Genomic DNA, 14,949 nt, shown 5'->3' with positions numbered 1-14,949 from the left:
CCGGCGGTCGGGTCAGTCGAGCTGGTCCGGGTCCAGCCCGAGTTCGCGGGCGGTGACCAGGCGGACCCACTCGGCGAACTGGCGGCGGGAGATCACCCGGTCGTGCACCGCGAGCTGCACCGCCAGGCCGTCCATCACGGCGCTGATCCGCCACGCGGCGCCGGCCGGGTCGGCGCACTCGAAGGTGCCGTCGCGGACGCCTTCCGAGATCACCGTCGCGAGGTCCTCCCGCCAGCGCAGGTCGAGCCGGCGGGAGACCTTCTCCAGCTCCGGGGTGCGCAGCGACTCCGCCCAGCCGTCGATCCACATGGCCCACGAGGTCGCCCGGCCGGCCGGCGTGTAGAGCTTCACGATCCGGCGCAGCTTGGTCAGCGGCGGGGCGCTGGACCGCATCACCGCGTCCAGGCGGGCCAGGTCCTGCTCCACCGCGTACGCGAACGCCTGCGCGAGCAGCCGGTCCTTCGTGGCGAAGTGGTAGAAGACCAGCGCCTGACTCACCCCGGCGGCCTGCGCCACGTCGGCCGTGCGGGTGTTGGCCAGACCGCGCTCCACGATCACGTCACAGGCCGTGCGCAGCAGGGCATCCAGGCGGATTTCGGCCGCACGTCTCGTCACGCCGTTACCGTAGCCCATCGGCTTGAACACGAGCAGTCACGGATCACGGTCCGTTCACCCTCCCAAGAGTCGGAATCCGGACAGTTCGACCACGTTGCGACGGTGTCGCGGAGTCGGCCCGCCCGCTCTCTCCGCGCGAGCCCGGGCGGATCGGCCGGGACCGTCTCCAGGAAGCGGGACAGTCTCCTAGGAAACTTAGGGGTGGGTCGGCCCGCCACCCTCGGACGCGCCGAGAACCACCCCCGATTTGGCAACCGCTCGTCGGCTCGGCTAAAGTTCTCACCCGTCACCGGTTAACGCCGGAGACACGCGGACGTAGCGCAGCTGGTAGCGCATCACCTTGCCAAGGTGAGGGTCGCGGGTTCGAATCCCGTCGTCCGCTCGGAGATGCCGCCACGCATGACGGGGGCAACCTCGGTGGGGTGGCCGAGAGGCGAGGCAACGGCCTGCAAAGCCGTGTACGCGGGTTCAAATCCCGTCCCCACCTCGGCAACAGGCGAGGGCGATTGGCGCAGTGGGAGCGCGCTTCCTTGACACGGAAGAGGTCACTGGTTCAAACCCAGTATCGCCCACCAGAATGAAGGCCCGTCACCATCCGGTGGCGGGCCTTCGTCATTCCCGGACGGTCGCTGCGCCGAGCCTTCGTCACGCACCGGCGGCTGCCGCCGTGGGCCGCCATCCTTCCCGCCCGAACGCACCGTCATCGGACCGCGCCCGGAGTCACCGGACCGCGCCCGGATCCCCCACGGCGCGCCCGGAGTCACGGACGACCACGGCCGCCCGCCCGCGGTGTCGTCGCGGACAGGGCGGCCGCACCCCCCGGAGCCGGCCGGACGCGTCCCCCGTTGCGGCGCGTCCGGACGTCGGTCGTCGGATCGCCGGATCGCCGGTATGGCTCAGGACGTGGCGCCCTCGCCGTCGCCTCCCACCACACGGTAGGAAGCACCGCCGGTCGGGCGCGAGGACCGATCCGCACAGCGACGGCGGCGGCGGTGTCGGGCCGCACAGCGACCGCGACCGGCGCCGCCGCTCGGGGGAGCACAGACGGGAAGCCGCCCGCGGTCAGGCGGGCGGCCATTCGGCCGGGTCGTCGACCGGGCCCGCGCCGGCGGTCACGTCGAGGGTCCGCAGGGCGAGCCAGAGCTCGTGCCGGGCGCTCGGCCCGCGCAGCAGGGAACGCCCCAACGCCTGCTCGGCCCGGCCGAGGCGCTTGCGTACGGCGGACACCGAGACGCCGAGCGCGGCGGCGGTGCCGGGCAGGTGCGCCTCGGCGCGCAGCCACGCGCGTACGGTGGCCAGGCCGACCGGCGTCCCGTCGGCCTCCAGGGGTGCGATCTGGCCGCGCGCCCAGAGGCGCAGGGCGGGGGTCGCCAGCAGGCGGTCGAGGCCGACCCACCAGCTGCCGGCTGCCGCCGCTGCCCGCCCGAACGCGCCGTCCGCGCCACCACCGACCACGGGCGGCGCCTCCGGCACGTCCTCCGGGGTCGCGGCGGCACCGAGCAGGTGCAGGGCCAACCACGCGACCGACTGGTCGGAGACCCGGGACAGGTCGAGCCCGAGGCGGTCGCGCAGCAGCGCCAGCCGGGCGGCCAGGGTGTTGCGGTGGATCCGCAGGTGCCGGTGGGCCGCGCCGTCGAAGGCGAGCCAGGAGCCGAGGGTGGCGAGCAGTTCCTGCCCGTCGGGATCGATCCGCCGGGCCGGCCGGTACGACAGGCACGGCGCCAGCAGCGTCCGCGCCCAGCCCTGCCCCGCGGCGCCGAGCAGGGCGCGCAGCTCCGTCGCCCGGTCGAAGCGACAGTGCCCGTCCGGTCCGTTCCGGGCCACCGCCAGGGCGTGGAACGCCTGCTCGTAGCCGGCGGCGGTGCGGCGCAGCGGGACCGGCTCGCTCACCCCGATCCGGGTTCCGGGAACCCGTCCCGTGACGAGCCTGCCCAGCGCGTCCGCCTCGCCGGCATCCTCGGGCCCGGCGAGGTCCGGGGCCGGCACCAGCGCGATGAGGTGCCGGGAGCGGACCGGGCAGGGCACCACCCAGGCCCGCCCGCTCAACGCGCGGGTCACCTGCCCGGCCGCCTCGCCGCGTCGCCGCGGCGCGCACTCGACGACGCACACCCGGACCAGGTCGGGCAGGCGGGGGCGCAGCGCCGCGGCGATGCGCCGGGCCGGTGCCACGTCGCCGACCATCAGCAGGTGCAGCACCGCCTCCCGGCTGCGGACGTCGCCGGCGGCGACCCGCCGCCGGGCCCGCTCGGAGCGCTCCAGCCGCCAGCAGAGACCGAGGACGCGCGCCGCGTCGGCGAGCAGGTCGCCGGGCAGCGGGTCCACCACCGCGAGCCAGGGGGCCGGCTCCGTTCCGCCGCCGGGGTCGCACCCCGCGCCGTCGTCGGGCTCCCCGACGCCGAGACAGACCAGGTGGACGGTGGGCGCGCCCGCGCCGCCCCGCACGGCCGCCGGCGTGCCGCGTTCGTGCAGTTCGGGTACGGCGCGGGCGGCGACGCCCAGCACGTTCCGGTCGAGCGGGTTCCGGCCCGGGCGGACCGTCAGGAGGGAGCCGTCCACGCCGATCAGGGCGGCCGCGGTGGAGCGGCGGGCGAGCGTGTCGAGGACGGCCCGGACCGGATCGGGGCCGGCGGCGAGGCGGGTCATCGCGACGACGGCCTCGGCGCGCTCGGAGTGGACTCGCGACGGCTGTCGCCCGGGCGTTCGCGATTCGTCCCGCTCCGTCCGCACGACACCAGACGGTAGTACCCGGGTGGCGAGGGTCACGAGGAGAGGCGGCGGAGGGGTGACGCCCGGCACCCGGGCGCTGCGATCGGGCCGTGCGGCGGGTGGGACCGGTGACGTCGACGTGCCGGCCACCCTCGCGGGTGCCCGGCACGTGCGTCGCGGTGCGTCCGGCGACCGTCCAGCTCCGTCGGCCGCGCGGGCGGTCGGTCAGAGCGGCGGGGCGATGTCCCGGCGCTCCTCGACCCGCCGGTACTCCACCGGCTCGGTCGTGCTGACCACCTGGCGGCGGCGTCCCCAGATGAGCGTGGTCATGATCAGGCCGAGCACGCCGGCCGCCATCAGGATCCAGCCGACGATGTCGAGGTTGATGCCGCCGAGGCTCGCGTCGAGCGCGAAGGTGAGGATCGCGCCGAGCGCGATCAGGAAGATGCTGGTGCCGATACCCACGACAGCCTCCTTGGTCAGGGGATGTGGTGTGCTGTCGAAGGAGGTCAGTACCCCGTGGCTGACCAGCGCAACCATTGGCCGCGTGGGACCCGCCCGCGGCGACCGGCGGGGCGGCGTGCCGGGCGATCTTGTCGTCGGGTAGAGTTCCTTCCGTCGCCGGGGAACACCGGCGGCACGCGGACGTAGCGCAGCTGGTAGCGCATCACCTTGCCAAGGTGAGGGTCGCGGGTTCGAATCCCGTCGTCCGCTCGCATCCCGCCCCCTGCCGGCCCGGTCTGCCGGGCCCGGGTGGCCTACGGGCGATTGGCGCAGTGGGAGCGCGCTTCCTTGACACGGAAGAGGTCACTGGTTCAAACCCAGTATCGCCCACCGAATGATCCACGAGGCCCGTCACCGTCACCCGGTGGCGGGCCTTCGTGCTCTCCAGGGGTACGCGGGGCTGTGCGCTCCGCCACTGTGGGTCCCCTTCCCGTCGCCCGGCGGATCTTCTGCCCTGGGCAGATCCGCTCACCGTGAACAGGGGGCCGGACGGCCGTCCCGAGCCGGCACAGTGGGGCGCATGAGACTGCTGGTGTTGGGTGGGACGGGTTTCGTGGGCGGCGCGACGGTCGCCGAGGGGGTGCGTCGGGGCTGGTCGGTGACGGTGTTCAACCGAGGCCTGCACGGGTCGACGCCGGAGGGCGTACGCCGGTTGCGGGGTGACCGGACCGCGCCCGGCGGCCTGGCGGCGCTGGCGGACGGCGAGTGGGACCTCGTGGTCGACACCTGGGACGGCGCGCCCCGGGCGGCGCGGGACGCCGCTCGCGCACTGGTCGACCGGGTGGGCAGCTACGTCTACGTCTCCAGCGGCTCGGTCTACGCGCCGCCGGTCGCCGACGGGGTGGGCGAGGAGGCCCCGGTGGTCGACGCCGGGTCGGACGCCGACGACGGCGACTACGCGCACAACAAGGCCGGCGGCGAGCGGGCCGTGCGCGAGGTGTTCGGCGACCGGGCACTGCTCGCCCGGGCGGGGCTGATCCTCGGGCCGGGGGAGGACATCGGCCGGCTGCCCTGGTGGCTGGGGCGGATCGCCCGGGGCGGGGAGGTGCTGGCGCCGGGCCCGGTCGACCTGCCGTTGCAGTACGTCGACGTGCGGGACCTGGCGGGCTGGATGCTGGACCGGGGCGCGGAGGGGCTGGGCGGGGCGTTCAACGTGGTGAGCCGCACGGGGCACGCGACCATGGGTGAGCTGCTCGACGCCTGCGTCGCGGCCACCGGCGCCGACGCCCGGCTGCGGTGGACCGACCCGGAGCCGATCCTGGCCGCCGGGGTGGTGCCGTGGAACGACCTGCCGGCCTGGATCCCGGCCGGGCACGAGTACCGCTGGCTGCAGGAGCGCGGCGTCGAGAAGGCGTACGCGGCCGGGCTGACCTGCCGCCCGGTGGCGGAGACGGTCGCGGACACCTGGGCGTGGCTGCGGGAGGTGGGCACGGTCCCGCCGCGGGCGGGCCGACCGCAGCGCGCCCCGGTCGGCCTGGCCCCGGACCGGGAGGCGGCGCTGCTGTCGGCGACGAGACCGGCCCCGGCCTGATCCCGCCTCGACACCATCGGCGCGGCGGCGGCCGTCCACTGGTTCGACCTTGGGTCAGGCCCGGGCCACCGGCAGATCCAGCACCTCGTCCACGTGCCGGCGCGGGGTCGGCCAGCCCGGTTGGCCGTACCCGATGCGCATCACCATCTGCGGGGTGCCGAACCGCCCCAGCGACAGCCGCAACTGCTCCCGAGCGGTGGGCACCTCGATCGGCTGGGACAGCATCGACACCGCCAGCCCCGCATCCGTCGCGGTCAGCAGCACCCGCTGCAACGCCTGCCCGGCGACGACCTGGTCGACGGCCGTGTTGCCGGGCGAGCCGAGCACCGCGACCAGCGGCTCCGGCTCGAAGTCCCGCCCCGGCGCCCGGTTCAGCACGCCGAAGCCACGGGAGGGCAGCAGATCCTGCGGCTCGCCCTGGGGGCCGCCGGACGTGGCCGGCACCCCGTCGGGGGCGGGGGTGGAGCGCACCCACTCCTGGCGTTCGGCCACGTACGCGGGGTCCCGTTCGAGGACCCGGTGGGCGCTGCGGGCGATCTCGGCGAACGCGTTCACGGCGCTGACCCCGATCAGCAGCTCCAGCCAGCAGTGCTCGGCGCGGGCGGCCTCGGCCAGCCGCCAGCGGGCGTCGGCGGGCACCGGGTCGGGCCAGAACGGCGCGCGGTTGCTGAACCGGCGGGGGATCGCCGCGTGCAGGGCCTGCTCGGCGGGGGTGGGGCGGCGCGGCACGTCCGGGACCAGCCGGGCCACCACGTCCGGCTCGGCCGGGTAGGGGCGCAGCCGTACGGTCGCCGGGGCGCCGGCCGCGGTCAGGGAGAGCCGCAGGTTGAACAGCGCCGCCCCGCAGGCGATCCGGACGCCCCAGCCGTTCGGGTCGGTGGCCGGCAGGCGCCGGGCCGGGTCGACCAGCACCTCGATGCCGCCGTCGCGCAGCCGGAACCGCCACGGCTGGGTGTTGTGCAGCGACGGCGCCCGCACGGCGTCGGTCGCGGCGGCCCGCAGCTGCTCGAGGGTGAAGCCAGTGTCCATGGTCGCGCCCCTTCCGTGGCAGGTAGTGCCGTCCGCGTCTGGTACACCACCACGGTGCGTCAGCGGGGCGGGGCGCGGGCAGGGCCGGACGTCCCGTCCCGCCGGGCCCGACCGGCCCTCGCCGCAGGTCAGCGCGGTTCGGGGACCTTCGACCCGGCGGCGGCGCCCCGGCGGGGTGGGACCTGCTGCCCAGGCCCGCGCGGTGACGCGACCGGCGTCGCTGCCGGCCCGCCACGGGCTGCCGGCACCCGCCTTCCGTCGGCACAGGATCGGGACCTTCGGCCCGTGCGGAATCCGGCGGGCAGGGGGTACAAACGAGGGATGATCCGCGTGTTCCTGCTCGACGACCACGAGGTCGTCCGCCGTGGCCTGGCCGACCTGCTACAGAGCAGCGGTGACATCGAGGTGGTCGGCGAGTCCGGCCTGGCCCAGGAGGCGGCACGCCGCATCCCCGCCCTGCGTCCGGACGTGGCGATCCTCGACGCGCGGCTGCCCGACGGCAACGGCATCGACGTGTGCCGGGACGTCCGGGCCGTGGACTCCTCGATCAAGGGCCTGATCCTCACCTCGTACGAGGACGACGAGGCGCTCTTCGCGGCGATCATGGCCGGCGCGGCCGGCTACGTGCTGAAGCAGATCCGCGGCACCGACCTGGTCGACGCGGTGCGCCGGGTGGCGGCCGGCCAGTCGCTGCTCGACCCGGCGATCACCACCCGGGTGCTGGAGCGCATCCGCAGCGGCGTCGAGCAGCCCCGCGAGCTGAAGTCGCTCACCGAGCAGGAGCGGCGGATCCTGGAGTACGTGGCCGAGGGCCTCACCAACCGGGAGATCGCCGGCAAGATGTTCCTGGCCGAGAAGACGGTGAAGAACTACGTCTCCAGCGTGCTGGCGAAGCTCGGTCTGGAGCGCCGCACCCAGGCGGCCGTCCTCGCCACCCGCCTCCTCGGCAAGAACCACTGACCCGCCCCGCACCCACCCTCCGCGCCCGCTCCCCACTGCGTCGTCGATCTTGCAGTTTCTGCCCTCGAAATGGGGGATTTTGCCCCGTATGTCGGGGCGGGAAGTGCAAGATCGCGGGGACGGAAGGGCGGGGAGTGCGCGGGCGGGGCGGGGAGGGCGCCCGGGGCGGGCGTCAGTCGCGCAGGGGGACGGACCAGCGCAGTTCGGTGCCGCGGGGCTCGGCCCGGCGTACCTCGAAGGTGCCGCCGTGGCGTTCGGCGCGTTCGCGGAGGTTGACCAGCCCGCCGCGGGCGGCGGCCGGGTCGCAGCCCACCCCGTCGTCGGTGACGGTCAGCGCCACCTGGCCGGCGTCGACGCGCACCGACACCGTCACGCGGTCGGCGTGGGCGTGGCGTACGGCGTTGGAGAGCGCCTCCCGCAGCACGGCGGTGAGGTCGGGGCGGACCGCGTCGGGGACGGCGCTGTCGATCGGCCCGGTCAGCTCCAGGCGGGGCCGGTGGCCGAGCGACTCGGCGGCCACCTCGACCGCCTCGCGGATCTCGGTACGCAGCGCCGCGCTCATCGGGGTGCGCAGCTCGAAGATCGTGCGGCGGATGTCCTTGATCGTGGCGTCCAGGTCGTCGACCGCCGCGTTGATCCGCTTGGCGACCTCCGGCTTCGACGTCATCGGCGCGGCGCTCTGCAACTGCAGGCCCGTGGCGAAGAGCCGCTGGATGACCACGTCGTGCAGGTCCCGGGCGATGCGCTCGCGGTCCTCCAGGACCACCAGCAACTCCCGTTCCTCCTGGCCGCGGGCCCGCTCCATGGCCAGCGCGGCCTGCCCCGCGAAGCTGCCCAGCAGGGCCAGGTCGTCGTCGCTGGCGGCGGGCAGCCGGTCGGGGCGGTGCGCGATCACCAGCACGCCGTGCAGGGTGTCGGCGGTGGCCAGCGGGGAGATCACCGCCGGCCCGGTGCTCAGCAGCGCCGGCCAGGGCGCGGCGTGGGCCAGGTCGTCCACCTGGTCGTGCCGGCCCTCGACGACGGCGGCGGCGAAGCTCGTCTCGGCCGCGGGCAGCACCGTGCCGACCAGCGCGGCGGCCTGCTCGTCCGCCCCGTCCACCACCTCGACGGTGAACTCCTCGGCGTCGGGGTCGTAGAGCAGTACCAGCGTGGCCTCCGCCTCGGCGACCTCGCGGGCGCGCCGCGCCACCAGCGCCAACGCGTCGGTGCGGCGCACCTCACCCAGCAGCACGCCGGTGATCTCGGCGGTCGCGGCCAGCCAGCGCTCCCGCCGGTGGGCCAGGGCGTAGAGGCGGGCGTTCTCGATCGCCACGCCGGCCGCCGCGGCGAGCGCGACCACGATCTCCTCGTCGTCCTCGGTGAACTCCGCGCCGCCCTGCTTCTCGGCCAGGTAGAGGTTGCCGAAGACGTGGTCGCGGATGCGCACGGGCACGCCGAGGAAGCTGTGCATCGGCGGGTGGTGCGGCGGGAACCCGTACGACCTCGGGTGCTGGGTGATGTCGGGCATCCGCAGCGGGCGCGGGTCGTCGATGAGCAGGCCGAGCACGCCCCGCCCGTGGGGCAGGTCACCGATCTTGGCGTGCAGCTCCGCGTCGATGCCGTACGTCACGAAGTCGTGCAGCATCCGGTCGTGGCCGAGCACGCCGAGCGCGCCGTAGCGGGCGCCGGCCAGCTCGCAGGCCGCCTCCACGATGCGTTGCAGGGTGCTCCGCAGATCCAGGTCCGTGCCGATGCCGACCACCGCGTCGAGCAGGGCCCGCAGCCGCTCCCGGCTGGTCACCACCTCGCCGACCCGGTCCAGCATCTCCTGGAGCAGCTCGTCGAGCCGGACCCGGGACAGCGGGCTCAACCCCAGCGAGGGGGTCACGTGCGGTTCGTCCCGGGGGTTCGGTGCACTGGCGGCCATCGGGCGATGGTATCTCCCGGTGACCGAGGGCGAAGGGCGCGCTACGCGCCCCCGGAGCGGACCGCCGACGTGTCCACCACCTGCCGCACCTCGAGCCGCGGGGTGTGCGGCGGGCCGGCGTGCGCCGGGTCCGCGATCCCCAGCCGCATCACGAGGTACGGGTAGCCGAGGCCGGCCAGCAGCCCGCGCAGCGTCTGCCGGGTGCCCGCCACCTCCACCACGCCGCTCAGCGGCACCACCGACACCCCGAGCCGGGTGGCCGTGAGCCAGGCGGCCGAGAGCGCCTCGCCGGCGCGCAGCCAGCTGTCCGGCTCGTCCTCGTCGCCGTGGAGGAGCGCGTACACGGCGGCCCGGTCGTGCCCCGGCCCGACCGGCAGGGTGCCGGGGCGGCCGAAGTCGCGGGCCGGCACGGTGGTCTGCGGCGCCTCCTCGGGCAGCACCTCCGGCGGCAGGCCGGTGCCGGAGCCGCTCCGGCTCGTCCAGTACTCCAACTCCTCACGAAGTTGCGGGTCCTCCGACTCGACCGACGCGGCGTGGCTGGCGACGGCGGCCAGCTCCAGGACGTTGTCGCGGTCGAGGAACTGGAGCTGGCAGCCCTCGGCGGCGACCGCCGAGGCGATCTGGCCGAGGGCGGCGGTCGGCACCGGCTCGTCGCTGACCGGGCGCCGGTCGGTGCGCCGGACCTGCATGCACTGCACCAGGCGCATGGCCTCCGGGTCGGCCTGCGCGCGGGCCGACCCGGTCAGGCGGGCCAGCAGGTCCGGGTCGCCGGGGTCGGGCATCCGCTCCACGACGGCCGTCCAGCCCTCCGCGGTCAGCGCCACCCGCGCGTGGTGCAGCGCCGCCCCGCAGCTGTACGCCACCAGCCGGCCCTCCGGGTCCGTGGCGGTCAGCCGGGGATCCCGGACCACGCGCAGCTCCAGCGCGTCCGGCAGCACCCGCCACCGCCACGGCTGGCTGTTGTGCACCGACGGGGCGTGCCCGGCCGTCGCGGCAGCCTCCGCGAGGGCGGTGGTCAGCGGGCGGCCCGTCGCCGGCGTCTCGTGGCTCATCGTCACGACCTTTCCGTTTCTCCCCATCGTGCCCTAGCCCGGCGCTGCCCGGATCAGGTCCCCTCCGCTCACCGCTCGCGCACGACCGCCACCGGGCAGTGGGCGTGCTGGATGAGCTGCTGACTGACCGAGCCGAGCAGCATCCCCCTCAAGCCGCCCCGGCCGCGGGTGCCGACCACCACCAGGGACGCGTTGCGGCTGGCGTCGACCAGCAGGGACGCCGGGCTGCCCTCCGCCACCTGCACGGCGACCTGCACGTCGGGGAAGGTCCGGCTCCAGCGGGCCAGCGGCTCGTCCAATTCGGCCCGGTCGACGGCCGCCGCCTCCCGCGCCTCGGGACCCGACGGCGGGCGCTGGCCGGGCCCCGGATGCCAGGCCCGCAGCACCTGCAGCGGCAGCCCTCGGGCCGCCGCCTGCTCGTACGCGAAGCCGAGCGCCACCAGCGAGCACTCCGAGCCGTCCACGCCGACCACCACCTGCCCCGTCCGCCCGCCCGCGGCGACCTCGCCGCGCACCACCACGACCGGGCAGTGCGCGTGGGCCGTGACCGCGACCGCCGTCGAGCCGACGAGCAGCCCGCCGAAACCGCCGTGCCCCCGGGTGCCCAGCACCAGCAGGCCGGCCCGGGCCGAGCGCTCCTGGAGCACCACCGCGGTCGGCCCGTCGAACACCTCGCCGGTGACGGTCAGCTCCGGGTGCGCGTCCGCCGCCTCCGTCGCCGCCTTGCGTACCAGCTCCTCGACCTGCCGGCGGGCCGCCTCGTCCGGCCAGATGCCCGGGGCGATGCCGGGGCCGACCCAGCCGGCCACGGTGACCCACTCGAAGACGTACGCCAGCCGCACCGGTCGTCCGCTGCGCCCGGCCTCCTCCAGTGCCCACTCCAGCGCGACGGAGGCGTCGGGGGAGCCGTCGTAGCCGACCAGGATCTCGTCGCCGCTCATCGGGTCCACCTTTCGTTCGCGACTGCGGGGCTCGCGAGCTCACTCCTCGCGCTCACGGTGCTGGCCTTTCGTTCGCGACTGCGGGGCTCGCGAGCTCACTCCTCGCGCTCACTGGCCACTCCGCAGACCGGGGTCCGTCTCGCGGACCCAGCGCCACTCCGCGACCCGGGGGTCGTCCTCGCCGTGCCGGCGGGTGTAGTCCCGGCAGGACTGGCGCGCGTCGACCATCTCCTGCCGCAGGTGGGCGGCGCGGGCGGCCAGCCCCGGCACCCGGTCGATCACGTCGATGACCAGGTGGAAGCGGTCCAGGTCGTTGAGCATCACCATGTCGAACGGCGTGGTGGTGGTGCCCTCCTCCTTGTAGCCGCGCACGTGCAGGTTGATGTGGTTGGTCCGGCGGTAGGTGAGCCGGTGGATCAACCACGGGTAGCCGTGGTAGGCGAAGATGACCTGCTTGTCCTGCGTGAAGATCGTGTCGAACTCCTTGTCCGACAGCCCGTGCGGGTGCTCCGTCGGCGGCTGCAGGCGCATCAGGTCGACGACGTTGACCACCCGTACCTTCAGCTCCGGCAGGTGCTTGTGCAGCAGGTCGGCGGCGGCCAGCGTCTCCAGCGTCGGCACGTCGCCGGCGCAGGCGAGCACGACGTCCGGCTCGCTGCCGACGTCCGTGCTGGCCCAGTCCCAGATCCCGAGGCCGCGCCGGCAGTGCTGGACCGCCTCGTCCATCGACAGCCAGTTCGGCGCGGGCTGCTTGCCGGCCACCACCACGTTGATGTAGTGCCGGCTGCGCAGGCAGTGATCCATGGTGGAGAGCAGGGTGTTCGCGTCCGGCGGCAGGTAGACCCGCACCACCTCGGCCTTCTTGTTCATCACGTGGTCGATGAAGCCCGGGTCCTGGTGGGAGAAGCCGTTGTGGTCCTGCCGCCACACGTGGCTCGACAGCAGGTAGTTCAGCGAGGCCACCGGCGCGCGCCACGGGATGCCCCGGGTCACCTTCAGCCACTTGGCGTGCTGGTTGACCATCGAGTCGACGATGTGGATGAACGCCTCGTAGCTGGTGAAGATGCCGTGCCGGCCGGTGAGCAGGTAGCCCTCCAACCAACCCTGGCACAGGTGCTCGGAGAGGACCTCCATCACCCGGCCGTCCGGCGAGAGGTCGTCGTCGCCCGGAACGCTCCCGGCCATCCAGGCCCGGTCGGTGACCTCGAACGCCGCGCCCAGCCGGTTCGAGGCGACCTCGTCGGGGCCGAAGAGGCGGAACGTCTCCGGGTTGGCGGTGATCACGTCGCGTATCCACGGGCCGAGCGCGCCCGTGGATCCGGCCACGGTCTCGCCCGGCCGCTGCACGTCGACGGCGTAGTCGCGGAAGTCCGGCAGCCTCAGGTCGCGCAGCACCAGCCCGCCGTTGGTGACCGGATTGGCGCTCATCCGCCGCTCGCCCGTCGGGGGCAGCGCGGCCAACTCGGCCACCGGCGCGCCGGTCGCGTCGAAGAGCTCCTCCGGGCGGTAGCTGCGCAGCCAGCGCTCCAACTCGGCCAGGTGCTCCGGGTTCCTGCGCACCTCCGACAGGGGCACCTGGTGTGCGCGGTAGGTGCCCTCCACCTGCTTGCCGTCGACGTCCCGCGGCCCGGTCCAGCCCTTCGGCGTACGCAGGACGATCATCGGCCAGCGGGGACGCTCGACGGTGCCGCCGGAGCGGGCCCGCCGCTGGATGCCGGCGATCTCGTCCAGCGCCCGGTCCAGCGTGGCGGCGAGCGTCTGGTGCACGGTTGCCGGGTCGTCGCCGGCCACCACGTACGGCTGGTAGCCGAAGCCGCGCATCATGCCCAGCAGGTCGTCCTCGGGGATCCGGTCCAGCACGGTCGGGCCGGCGATCTTGTAGCCGTTGAGGTGCAGGATGGGCAGCACCGCCCCGTCGCGGGCTGGGTTGAGGAACACGTTGGAGAGCCAGCTGCCCGCCAGCGGGCCGGTCTCCGCCTCCCCGTCCCCGATGACGCAGGCGACCAGCAGGTCGGGGCTGTCGAACGCCGCGCCGTAGGCGTGGCTCAGCGCGTACCCCAGCTCGCCGCCCTCGTGGATCGAACCCGGCACCTCCGCCGCCACGTGGCTCGGGACGCCGCCGGGGAAGGAGAACTGGCGGAACAGCCCGGCCATGCCGGCCTCGTCGCGGCCGATGTGGTGGTACCGCTCGCTCCAGGTGCCCTCCAGCCAGGTGTTCGCGACGATCGCCGGGCCGCCGTGACCGGGACCGGTCACGAACATGGCCCGCAGGTCACGGGCGACGATCACCCGGTTGAGGTGGGCGTAGAGCAGGTTCAGGCCGGGGCTGGTGCCCCAGTGGCCGAGCAGCCGCGGCTTGACGTGCTCGGGCGCCAGCGGCTCGCGGAGCAGCGGATTGTCCAGCAGGTAGATCTGCCCGACGGTCAGGTAGTTCGCCGCCCGCCAGTAGGCGTCCAGCCGGCGCAGCTCGTCTTGCGTCAGGGGGCCGTGCAGGTCGAGAGCGGTGTCCATACTGCATGAGCCTCTCGCGGGTAGGGGAATCCTGCATCCTCGGCGCGCGGATTCGTCGGGACCGATCCCAGCTTCGCCGTTGACGCCGGCGTGGATCAGGGCCGTTGGTCCCGCGCCGGGCGGGCGTTACGCCCCGTCCACCGGCGCCTCCATCAGCCCGCGCACGATGATCACCGGCGCGGGGGAGTGGTAGAGCAGCGCCTGGCTCACCGCGCCGAGCATGCCCCGCCACGGCTCGTCGCCCCGAGCGGCGACCAGCGCCACCTGCGCCGAGCGGGACTGCTCGACCAGGACGGTGCCGGGGTCGCCGCGGATCGTGTGGCACTCCGCCGCCACCGACGGGAACCGGCGTGCGCTGCGCGCCACCAACCCGACGAGCAACTCGGAATCCTCGGTGCCGTCCTCCGGCTCGACGACCCGGACGGCCAGCAGCCGCGACTCCCGCCGGGCCGCGCACTCGAACGCCCACTCCAGCGCGCCCAGGGAACTGGCGGAGCCGTCCACCCCCACCAGCACCGGGCCCTGCGGCGGCGGATCCCGGCGGGCCACCAGCACCGGGCATCCGGCCCGGGCGGCGAGCTGCACCGCCGGCGCGTCGGCCGGCACGCAGTCGCCGCATGTCGCCATACCGGCGTCGCCGATGGCGAGCAGGAACGCCGACTCCGACCGGCGGACCAGGGTGTCGACGACGGCGCCCTCGACGATCTCACTGCTGACCGGCAGCGCCGGCGCGACCTCGGCGGCGACCTCGGCGGCCCGGGAGATCAGCTCGTCGGCCTCGGCGCGCGGCCCGGCGATCGACGGGGCCTTCAGCGCGGCCGTCCAGTTGAACGCGTGCAGCAGGCACAGCGGGTGGCCGTGGGCGGCGGCCTCCTGCGCGGCCAGCCTGACCACCGGCAGGTTGCGCTCCGAGCCGAGCCCGACCAGCACGGCCGCGTCGGTGGCTGCGGCCATCCGGCATCACCTCCGCAGGCGTCACGCCCGGTCCTGTTGTCGAGGCTAGTACCGGCGGTGGGGCCGCGGGGGGTGATCGGCGGTTGCTGTGCGGTCGTGGCGGGGGTGTGGGTTGCTGTGCGGTCGTGGTGGGGTCTGGGTTGCTCTGCGTCGTGGTGGGGGTGTGGGCCCCCGGGGGCCGGGCGGGGGGGGGGGGGCGGGGGGCCGGGGGGGGGGCGGGGGGGGCCCCCCCCCGGGGCG

The 14,949-nt window shown here is 74.9% G+C and carries 11 protein-coding genes and 5 tRNA genes; 7 read left to right on the top strand and 9 right to left on the bottom strand.

Annotated elements, in window-relative coordinates; all coding sequences use genetic code 11:
* Positions 1 to 12: 12 nt before the first annotated feature.
* Positions 13 to 615 carry a TetR/AcrR family transcriptional regulator gene (locus ACFY23_RS16090; protein ID WP_350684267.1) on the bottom strand — a complete coding sequence of 201 codons (603 nt, stop codon included), beginning with the start codon at positions 613 to 615 and terminating at the stop codon, positions 13 to 15.
* 309 nt (positions 616 to 924) lie between these two features.
* Between ACFY23_RS16090 and ACFY23_RS16085 the strand changes: the two genes are divergently transcribed.
* From ACFY23_RS16085 to ACFY23_RS16075, 3 genes are all read left to right on the top strand, one after another.
* Positions 925 to 997, top strand: a tRNA-Gly gene (locus tag ACFY23_RS16085).
* Positions 998 to 1,031: 34 nt separating this feature from the next.
* Positions 1,032 to 1,102: transfer RNA gene (locus tag ACFY23_RS16080), tRNA-Cys, on the top strand.
* A gap of 13 nt (positions 1,103 to 1,115) precedes the next feature.
* Positions 1,116 to 1,190: transfer RNA gene (locus ACFY23_RS16075), tRNA-Val, on the top strand.
* Between the two features lie 487 nt (positions 1,191 to 1,677).
* Here the strand turns inward: ACFY23_RS16075 and ACFY23_RS16070 are convergent.
* Complete coding sequence (locus tag ACFY23_RS16070; protein WP_350684266.1) at positions 1,678 to 3,342, bottom strand: helix-turn-helix domain-containing protein; 1,665 nt, start codon at positions 3,340 to 3,342, stop codon at positions 1,678 to 1,680.
* 204 nt (positions 3,343 to 3,546) lie between these two features.
* Complete coding sequence (locus ACFY23_RS16065) at positions 3,547 to 3,786, bottom strand: DUF6458 family protein (protein ID WP_350684265.1); 240 nt, start codon at positions 3,784 to 3,786, stop codon at positions 3,547 to 3,549.
* Between the two features lie 176 nt (positions 3,787 to 3,962).
* Here ACFY23_RS16065 and ACFY23_RS16060 point away from each other — a divergent pair.
* The 3 genes from ACFY23_RS16060 to ACFY23_RS16050 all read left to right on the top strand — a co-directional run bounded on the left by ACFY23_RS16060 (position 3,963) and on the right by ACFY23_RS16050 (position 5,356).
* Positions 3,963 to 4,035, top strand: a tRNA-Gly gene (locus ACFY23_RS16060).
* A 48-nt stretch (positions 4,036 to 4,083) separates the two neighbouring features.
* A tRNA-Val gene (locus ACFY23_RS16055) sits at positions 4,084 to 4,155 on the top strand.
* Positions 4,156 to 4,345: 190 nt separating this feature from the next.
* Entirely contained in the window at positions 4,346 to 5,356 is a 1,011-nt protein-coding gene (locus tag ACFY23_RS16050; RefSeq protein WP_350684264.1) for an NAD-dependent epimerase/dehydratase family protein, read from the top strand.
* A 54-nt stretch (positions 5,357 to 5,410) separates the two neighbouring features.
* On the opposite strand, the gene ACFY23_RS16045 is transcribed toward ACFY23_RS16050, so the two are convergent.
* Complete coding sequence (locus ACFY23_RS16045; RefSeq protein ID WP_350684263.1) at positions 5,411 to 6,385, bottom strand: Acg family FMN-binding oxidoreductase; 975 nt, start codon at positions 6,383 to 6,385, stop codon at positions 5,411 to 5,413.
* A 321-nt stretch (positions 6,386 to 6,706) separates the two neighbouring features.
* Between ACFY23_RS16045 and ACFY23_RS16040 the strand changes: the two genes are divergently transcribed.
* Positions 6,707 to 7,345 carry a response regulator transcription factor gene (locus ACFY23_RS16040; RefSeq protein WP_350684262.1) on the top strand — a complete coding sequence of 213 codons (639 nt, stop codon included), beginning with the start codon at positions 6,707 to 6,709 and terminating at the stop codon, positions 7,343 to 7,345.
* 172 nt (positions 7,346 to 7,517) lie between these two features.
* On the opposite strand, the gene ACFY23_RS16035 is transcribed toward ACFY23_RS16040, so the two are convergent.
* The 5 genes from ACFY23_RS16035 to ACFY23_RS16015 form a co-directional block, all read right to left on the bottom strand.
* The gene (locus tag ACFY23_RS16035; RefSeq protein ID WP_350684261.1) at positions 7,518 to 9,251 is read right to left on the bottom strand and encodes a GAF domain-containing protein; all 1,734 of its coding nucleotides are present in this window, start codon (positions 9,249 to 9,251) and stop codon (positions 7,518 to 7,520) included.
* A gap of 41 nt (positions 9,252 to 9,292) precedes the next feature.
* A complete protein-coding gene (locus tag ACFY23_RS16030) occupies positions 9,293 to 10,303 on the bottom strand; it encodes an Acg family FMN-binding oxidoreductase (RefSeq protein ID WP_387037062.1) in 1,011 nt (336 codons plus the stop codon).
* A gap of 68 nt (positions 10,304 to 10,371) precedes the next feature.
* Positions 10,372 to 11,244 (bottom strand): universal stress protein, encoded by an 873-nt coding sequence (locus ACFY23_RS16025; RefSeq protein ID WP_350684259.1) that lies wholly within the window; start codon positions 11,242 to 11,244, stop codon positions 10,372 to 10,374.
* 108 nt (positions 11,245 to 11,352) lie between these two features.
* Positions 11,353 to 13,755, bottom strand: a complete 2,403-nt coding sequence (locus ACFY23_RS16020; protein WP_350684258.1) for a phosphoketolase family protein — start codon at positions 13,753 to 13,755, stop codon at positions 11,353 to 11,355.
* A 126-nt stretch (positions 13,756 to 13,881) separates the two neighbouring features.
* The gene (locus ACFY23_RS16015; RefSeq protein ID WP_350684257.1) at positions 13,882 to 14,709 is read right to left on the bottom strand and encodes a universal stress protein; all 828 of its coding nucleotides are present in this window, start codon (positions 14,707 to 14,709) and stop codon (positions 13,882 to 13,884) included.
* Positions 14,710 to 14,949 lie beyond the last annotated feature (240 nt).

The organism is Micromonospora sp. NPDC000121, from assembly GCF_042899165.1.
Classification (GTDB): Bacteria; Actinomycetota; Actinomycetes; order Mycobacteriales; family Micromonosporaceae; genus Micromonospora.
Note: the sequence above shows the minus strand (reverse complement) of the source record. Positions and strands in the feature narration are given on the sequence as shown.